The 6,449-nt window shown below is 63.0% G+C and carries 9 protein-coding genes and 1 pseudogene (1 of these 10 only partly in view); 5 read left to right on the top strand and 5 right to left on the bottom strand.

Going from position 1 to position 6,449, the window contains the following annotated elements; translation table 11 throughout:
- From E0501_RS03145 to E0501_RS03140, 3 genes and pseudogenes are all read right to left on the bottom strand, one after another.
- A protein-coding gene (locus tag E0501_RS03145; protein WP_407943397.1) for an Ig-like domain-containing protein crosses the window boundary here: on the bottom strand, positions 1–13 show its 5' end (the start). 1,877 nt of this gene lie to the left of the window's left edge; only the first 13 of its 1,890 coding nucleotides appear in the window; the start codon lies at positions 11–13; its stop codon lies off the left edge, out of view.
- Positions 14–29: 16 nt separating this feature from the next.
- Positions 30–416, bottom strand: a pseudogene (locus E0501_RS21795) (Ig-like domain-containing protein); the annotation flags it as partial.
- A complete protein-coding gene (locus tag E0501_RS03140) occupies positions 361–1,029 on the bottom strand; it encodes a hypothetical protein (protein WP_205123438.1) in 669 nt (222 codons plus the stop codon). The pseudogene E0501_RS21795 and the gene E0501_RS03140, both read right to left, overlap by 56 nt.
- A 473-nt stretch (positions 1,030–1,502) precedes the next feature.
- On the opposite strand from E0501_RS03140, the gene gatB reads away from it, so the two are divergent.
- Positions 1,503–3,017 (top strand): Asp-tRNA(Asn)/Glu-tRNA(Gln) amidotransferase subunit GatB, encoded by a 1,515-nt coding sequence (gene gatB / locus E0501_RS03135; protein WP_137700829.1) that lies wholly within the window; start codon positions 1,503–1,505, stop codon positions 3,015–3,017.
- A 157-nt stretch (positions 3,018–3,174) separates the two neighbouring features.
- Here gatB and E0501_RS03130 read toward each other — a convergent pair whose 3' ends face one another.
- Positions 3,175–3,792: an acyl-homoserine-lactone synthase gene (locus E0501_RS03130; RefSeq protein WP_161594533.1), complete on the bottom strand. Its 618-nt coding sequence runs from the start codon at positions 3,790–3,792 to the stop codon at positions 3,175–3,177.
- A 132-nt stretch (positions 3,793–3,924) separates the two neighbouring features.
- On the opposite strand from E0501_RS03130, the gene E0501_RS03125 reads away from it, so the two are divergent.
- The 3 genes from E0501_RS03125 (at position 3,925) to E0501_RS03115 (ending at position 5,483) form a co-directional block, all read left to right on the top strand.
- Entirely contained in the window at positions 3,925–4,338 is a 414-nt protein-coding gene (locus tag E0501_RS03125) for a CopD family protein (RefSeq protein WP_137699883.1), read from the top strand.
- Positions 4,338–4,823 (top strand): thioesterase family protein, encoded by a 486-nt coding sequence (locus E0501_RS03120; RefSeq protein ID WP_137699882.1) that lies wholly within the window; start codon positions 4,338–4,340, stop codon positions 4,821–4,823. The genes E0501_RS03125 and E0501_RS03120 overlap by 1 nt, the downstream gene beginning before the upstream one ends.
- A gap of 240 nt (positions 4,824–5,063) precedes the next feature.
- Positions 5,064–5,483 (top strand): DUF4177 domain-containing protein, encoded by a 420-nt coding sequence (locus E0501_RS03115; RefSeq protein WP_137699881.1) that lies wholly within the window; start codon positions 5,064–5,066, stop codon positions 5,481–5,483.
- 1 nt (position 5,484) lies between these two features.
- Here E0501_RS03115 and E0501_RS03110 read toward each other — a convergent pair whose 3' ends face one another.
- Complete coding sequence (locus E0501_RS03110; RefSeq protein WP_137699880.1) at positions 5,485–5,739, bottom strand: BolA family protein; 255 nt, start codon at positions 5,737–5,739, stop codon at positions 5,485–5,487.
- 76 nt (positions 5,740–5,815) lie between these two features.
- On the opposite strand from E0501_RS03110, the gene E0501_RS03105 reads away from it, so the two are divergent.
- Entirely contained in the window at positions 5,816–6,442 is a 627-nt protein-coding gene (locus E0501_RS03105; protein WP_137699879.1) for a J domain-containing protein, read from the top strand.
- Positions 6,443–6,449: the final 7 nt, after the last annotated feature.

Raw genomic sequence — 6,449 nt, 5'->3', positions numbered from 1 at the left:
ACCGGCGCCGCATTGGCAACCTCGATCGTGAGGCTCCCCGAACTCGTGACGAAGCCATCGCTGATCGTGTAGGTCACCGTCTCGCTGCCAATGAAGCCGGAGTCCGGCGTGTAGTCGAACGAACCGTCCGTCCGCATCACCAGGGACCCGTTGCTCGGCGACTGGTAGGAGACGACGACAAGCGCATCGCCATCCGGGTCGGTGTCATTCGCCAGAACGCCCGGCGACGCGATGTTCAGCACGTCGCCCGGGCGCATCGTGTAGCTGTCGTCGTTGGCGACCGGCGCCGTGTTCAATTCTTGCGCGCCGAAATCGTTGCCGGTCACGTCGCTCCCCGAACGCGCGACGATGGTGTAGCCGTCATTGCCGAAGGTCTGGGTCCAGCCATCCTCGCCCTCCGCGCGCACGAAGTACATGCCCGGCCGCCAGCGCGCCGAGGCCATTGAAGGACCAGACGCCTGTCGCTTCGTCGGTCTCGGTCTCGTCGAGCCACGTCAGCTCACCTTCCTGGACGGTGCCATCGCCGGTATCAATCCAGTTGTAGAGGCCAATGGTAAAGGTCTGACCGGGCGTCCCGGCCTGGTCGTCCGCGCCCTGTCCATCGCCGTTCACGTCCGTGTACATCGTCCCCGAGATGTCGAACACGCTGAACGTTTCGTCGTCGGCCTCGTAGTAGCCAAAATATCCGAAAAAACCTTCGGAATAATCGCCGTCGCCGAAATCCACGTATTCATAACTGCCCAGCATCGCCGACGTGGTAGAGTACCCGTAATTCTCGAAGTAGTAGGGCGTATCGGTCTGGCCAGTCTCGAAGTCGTAGTAGGAGTAATATGCGGTGTAGTCCTCGCCACCCAAACCTTCGACATCTCCATCCGCCACGTCATAGACGTAGTAGGTTAACTGGAACCCGTTCTCGTCAGTGCTGTTGTAGGTGAAGCCTGTATAAAGCCCCTGACTGCCATCGGTGTCGTGGGTGTACCCGTAGGCATAATCATATCCGTTATACCAATAGAAATAATACGTCGCCATTTCCGCCCCCAAGAAAATCTCATCTTCAATTACGATCACGCCGGACAAGTCGCGCCGATCTGCGCGCCCCGGTTTTTCGCGTCGAAAGAAAACTGCTCATACGGAAACGACGTCCGCCAAGCGCACAATGCTGAACAACCAAGATACCGTCAGGTTATCAGAAGGGCTTGAAGTGACAAGGATGCTGTCAGACAGGCGCTGTCATGCGCGCGCGGGACCGTGACCCGCGAAACGGATTGGCCCGGCAACGAATACCCGCGAAAAACCTGAAAGCCCAAGGCGGGATCAGCGTCCGGCCGGTTCGGTTCCGGCGCCGCGCGCCGGCAGCGCCCGCCACCACGGGCCGCATCCCGCACCCCGCGATGGGGTTCAGGCCCTCGCCCATGCCGCGCCTGCGCGCCCGCCTTTCCAGCTTGCCCATGGCGCGCCCCTGTCCTAGAACGCTCAGCGTTGCGCAGACAGAGGGTAAGCCGATGCTCGATCTCACCTATGAAACCCCGAAGCCCAAGGTTATCGCGGGCGCGAAGCATGACTGGGAACTCGTTATCGGGATGGAAGTGCACGCCCAGGTGTCCTCCAAGGCCAAGCTCTTTTCCGGCGCCTCCACCCAATTCGGCGCCGAACCCAACTCGAACGTCGCCTTCGTCGATGCCGCCATGCCCGGCATGCTGCCCGTCATCAACGAATTCTGCGTCGAGCAGGCGGTGCGCACCGGCCTCGGCCTCAAAGCGGAAATCCATCTCAAATCCGCCTTCGACCGGAAAAACTATTTCTACCCCGACCTGCCGCAGGGCTACCAGATTTCCCAGCTCTACGAACCGATCGTCGGCGAAGGCGAAATTCTCGTCGACATGGGCCCGGGCGTGGCCCGCAAGGTCCGGATCGAGCGTATCCACCTCGAACAGGACGCCGGCAAATCCATCCATGACATGGACCCGCACATGTCCTTCGTCGACCTGAACCGCACCGGCGTGGCGCTGATGGAGATCGTCTCCCGCCCCGATATCCGCGGCCCCGAAGAGGCCGCCGCCTATGTCACCAAGCTGCGCCAGATCCTGCGGTACCTCGGCACCTGCGACGGCAACATGCAGAACGGCAACCTGCGCGCCGACGTCAACGTCTCGGTCTGCCGCCCGGGCGATTACGAACGCTACCAGGAAACCCAGGATTTCGGCCACCTCGGCACGCGCTGCGAAATCAAGAACATGAACTCCATGCGCTTCATCCAGGCCGCGATCGAGTATGAGGCCCGCCGCCAGATCAAGATCCTCGAAGAGGGCGGCGAAGTGGTGCAGGAAACCCGCCTCTACGATCCCGACAAGGGCGAGACCCGCTCCATGCGCTCGAAGGAAGAGGCGCATGACTACCGCTACTTCCCCTGCCCCGACCTCTTGCCGCTCGAGATCGAGCAGGCCTGGGTCGACGACATCGCCGCAAACCTCCCGGAACTCCCCGACGAGAAAAAGGCGCGCTTCATGGGTGATTACGGCCTGACCGAATACGATGCCTCGGTGCTCACCGCCGACACCACCTCGGCCGGCTATTTCGAACAGGTCGTCGCGGCCTGCGACGATGGCAAACTGGCCGCCAACTGGGTCATCAACGAGCTTTTCGGCCGTCTCAAGACCGACGAAAAGGACATTTCCGAAAGCCCGCTCTCGCCGGCGCAGCTGGGCGGCATCATCGAGCTGATCAAGTCCGACACCATCTCGGGCAAGATCGCCAAGGACCTCTTTGAGATCGTCTATACCGAAGGCGGCGACCCGGCGCAGATCGTCGAAGAGCGCGGCATGAAACAGGTCACCGACACCGGCGCGATCGAAGCCGCGCTCGACCAGATCATCGCCGACAACCCCGCCCAGGTCGAAAAGGCCAAGGTGAACCCGAAACTTGCCGGCTGGTTCGTCGGCCAGGTGATGAAGGCCACCGGCGGCAAGGCCAACCCCAAGGCGGTGAACGACCTGGTGCAGGCGAAACTCGGGCTCTGACCCGATCCTAGCCAAGAACAGTATCGGGCGGCGCGGCCCGCGCGGGCATCGCCACTTCGCCGCGCCGCTGGTGGGGCGCTCCGCCGCCTGGGCCTGCACGCACCGGAACGAAACACGGCGGCGGCCACCCGGTTGCCGCCGTGTTTCTTTTTCGTGATCAGGCCGCCTCGCGCCCGGGCTCCTTCGCCTCCAGCCAGAAGGGCGCCCGCCCCTCCATCACGCAGAACCGCTCGCCGCGCGCGTTTTCCGTCACCGGCCCCACACGGCGCACGCCAATGCCGATCCGCCGAAACCACCCGGCAAAGCCCGGCGGCATCAGGATCAGCCCGTGCTCGGCGCCGACCGCGTTCAGGAAATGCACCGACTCCACGGCGCAGACCCGCAGCGCCTCGGTCCTTTCGTCGCGCGGCAGGCTCATGTCGGTGGTGAATCGGGTGATCTCGTAGTCGTTTTTCCCGGTCCGCGCCGGACGATCGAGAATCGTCTCGGGAATCGAATCAAGTCTACCCAGGGTTGCATACCGGATCATATAGCTCTGCCCCCGCGCGGCAAAGCTGCACGGCAGGATGCGCGTGGCCGCCAGAACCCGGTCCCCCGCATGCGTGATGACATAGGTCGTCAGCGGCGTATCATATTGATCCCATTCGACTTCCTCGCTATGCGGAATGTCCCATCCCGCCTCGTCCACGAAGATCTGCTTGCGCAGTTTGTGGTGATTGTACCAAAGCGGCCCATGCTCATGGATATTGCTCCAGCGGATCAGTGTCGTCTTCATGTTACCCTCCATATTCAGACACAAAAACAACCTGAGATTGTATTATTCTGCTGGGAAATGCACCTCTGCATCCCGCCGCAGCGCGGCGCAAAGGCACTTGCACCGCCGTGGCCGACAGGGCACACATCGGCCATGGACTGGCTCAAGATCATTCACATTCTCTGCGTCATGGGATGGATGACCTCCGTCTTCGCCGTGCCGCGCGCGCTGATCTACTGGAAACGCGAATACGCGCGCCTGGGCGCGTTCGGCCCGCTGGGCGATCTCACCATCCGGCTCTACCGCTTCTCGGCGGGGCTCGCGGTGATCGGGGTGATCACCGGGCTGTGGCTCGCCTGGTCGATCTGGGAATTCGCCCCCTGGACGCATCTGAAACTGGGCCTCGTCGCCCTGCTCGCCGTCCACTACGTCTGGACCGGGGCGCTGGTGATCCGCGCCAGGCGCGGCGAGTTCCGCGAAAGCGACCTCTTCCTGCGCGTCTTCAACGAAATTTCCGTCCTGGTGGCCATCGCCATCCTCTGGGCGGTCGTGGTAAAACCCTTCTGATGACCAAAGACTTCGCCAAACCCTTCGTCTCAACCCCGATGACGGTCGAACCGGAATGGATCGACTATAACGGCCATCTCAACATGGCCTTCTACAACGTGCTGATGGATCGCGGCGTCGACCAGATCTGGGAGGAGCTGGGCTTCGGCCCCGAGTATCGCGCGCGCACCGGCTGCACCACGTTCTCGGCCGAATACCACATGCGCTACGTCCGCGAGATCCACGAAGGCGACAAGGTCGTCGTCACCTTCCAGCTGCTCGACCACACGCCGAAAAGCTTCCACTTCTACCAGGAACTCATTCACGAAGAGGGCTGGATTTCCGCCACCGGCGAAGGGCTTTCGCTGCATGTCGACCAGTCGGGCCCCAAGGTCGTCCCGATGCCGCCCGACATCCAGGCCAACCTGGAGGCGCTGATGGCGGCCCATCGCGACATGCCCGTGCCCGCCCATGTCGGCCACCCCATCGGCATCCGCCGCAAGTAAGGCGGGCTTCAGCCCGCCACCCCTGCCGCGCGCCGCGTTCATCTCTTTGTCAATGAAACCTTGCCAATTGCCCGGCAGCCAGAGGGCAGCCGGATGTCATACGCATGTCACCCCCCGAATTTTCGCAGAAAATTCGTCTTAACCCCGTTGCACGGTGCCAGAATGCCCCGTTAACCCGTGCTGGAAACCGCCTGCACGTCCTGCTATGACGGCGCGGATGTGAACTGACGGAACGGGCGCATGACACGCTACGAATACAAGGTCGTCCCGGCCCCGCGCAAAGGGCGCAAGGGCAAGGGTCTCAAGGGGCCCGAAGCCCGCTTTGCCTTTGCAATCCAGGAACTTATGAACGAACACGCCTCCGAAGGCTGGGAGTTCCAGCGCGCCGAAACCCTGCCCTCGGACGAACGCCAGGGCCTGACCTCCTCGCACACCGTCTACCGCGACATGCTGGTCTTCCGCCGCGCCCTCGACGCCGCGCGCCCGGCGCAGGAAGATACCGTTAACGCCGCCCCGCTAGAGTCGGACGAACCCGAGATCGACGCGCCCGCCGAAGACATCCTGCCCGAAGCCGACTACGCCGAGGATCACCAGGATCCGGCCTGGGCCGACGAGCGCATAGAAGAGCCGGACCCCGAGCTCCGCCCCGACCGCGACTAGGTTACCCGAGATCCAGCGCCAGCGCGTGAATCGACGCCACCAGGTCCGGTCCCAGCGCCTTGTGCACCGCGCGATGGCGCGCCACGCGGCTCATCGGCGCCAGTTCCGGCGCGCGCAGGCGCACCGCGAAATGGCTCTCGCCGGTGCCATCATCGCCGGCATGGCCCGCATGGCGATGCGATTCATTCACGATTTCAAGTTCTTGTACTGAAAAAGCCGCCTCCAGGGCCTTGCGGATCTCCGCTTCCTTCCCCATTTTTTGCTCCCTGCCCTCTTCCGGTTTCCGCTCATTACGGTAAACTCCCGGGTCCGAGTCGAAAAGGTGTTCAGAAATGCGCAAACCCGATCCCTTCGGTTTCGATATGTCCGTCTCGTCCGCGAAGAAGAAAAATCCTCGCGGGCGTCGTGGTATGTCCGGTGCGTCCGAAACCTCGGTCCGCGTCTGCGAGAAGGACGGCTGCACCGAGGCCGGCAAGTACCGCGCGCCGAAAGCGCCCGACGTGCTCGATGATTTCTTCTGGTTCTGCAAGGACCACGTGCGCGAATATAACCTCAAGTGGAACTTCTTCGACGGCACCACCGAGGCCGAGTTGAACGCCCAGATGTCCAAGGACAAGGTCTGGGAACGCCAGACCAAGCCGCTGGGCGACCCCGAGGCCCGCGCCTGGGCCCGCCTCGGCATCGAGGATCCGCACCAGGTGCTCGGCGCCAATGCCACGCAGAACCCCGGCAAGGCCCGAGGCGGCAGCAGCCGCCGCCTGCCGCCCACCGAACGCCGTGCGGTCGAGATTCTCGAGATCAAGGACACCGCCACCAAGATCGAGGTGCGCAAGGCCTACAAGGCGCTGATCAAGGTGCTGCACCCCGACATGAACGGCGGCGACCGCAGCCAGGAAGACCAGCTGCAAGAGGTCATGTGGGCCTGGGATCAGCTGAAAGACAGCCGCAACTTCAAGTAGTTGGGCC

Origin of the sequence: Marimonas lutisalis (genome assembly GCF_005434965.1) — a bacterium.
Taxonomy (GTDB): Bacteria; Pseudomonadota; Alphaproteobacteria; order Rhodobacterales; family Rhodobacteraceae; genus Marimonas_A; species Marimonas_A lutisalis.
Note: the sequence above shows the minus strand (reverse complement) of the source record. Positions and strands in the feature narration are given on the sequence as shown.

Bases quoted from the DNA above. Each gene is read 5' to 3' on its own strand.
- E0501_RS03125 (WP_137699883.1), top strand. From the start codon at position 3,925: ATGGACTGGCTCAAGATCATTCACATTCTCTGCGTCATGGGATGGATG.
- E0501_RS03130 (WP_161594533.1), bottom strand. From the start codon at position 3,792: ATGAAGACGACACTGATCCGCTGGAGCAATATCCATGAGCATGGGCCG.
- gatB (WP_137700829.1), top strand. From the start codon at position 1,503: ATGCTCGATCTCACCTATGAAACCCCGAAGCCCAAGGTTATCGCGGGC.
- E0501_RS03140 (WP_205123438.1), bottom strand. From the start codon at position 1,029: ATGGCGACGTATTATTTCTATTGGTATAACGGATATGATTATGCCTAC.
- E0501_RS03110 (WP_137699880.1), bottom strand. From the start codon at position 5,739: ATGGGGAAGGAAGCGGAGATCCGCAAGGCCCTGGAGGCGGCTTTTTCA.
- E0501_RS03120 (WP_137699882.1), top strand. From the start codon at position 4,338: ATGACCAAAGACTTCGCCAAACCCTTCGTCTCAACCCCGATGACGGTC.
- E0501_RS03115 (WP_137699881.1), top strand. From the start codon at position 5,064: ATGACACGCTACGAATACAAGGTCGTCCCGGCCCCGCGCAAAGGGCGC.
- E0501_RS03105 (WP_137699879.1), top strand. From the start codon at position 5,816: ATGCGCAAACCCGATCCCTTCGGTTTCGATATGTCCGTCTCGTCCGCG.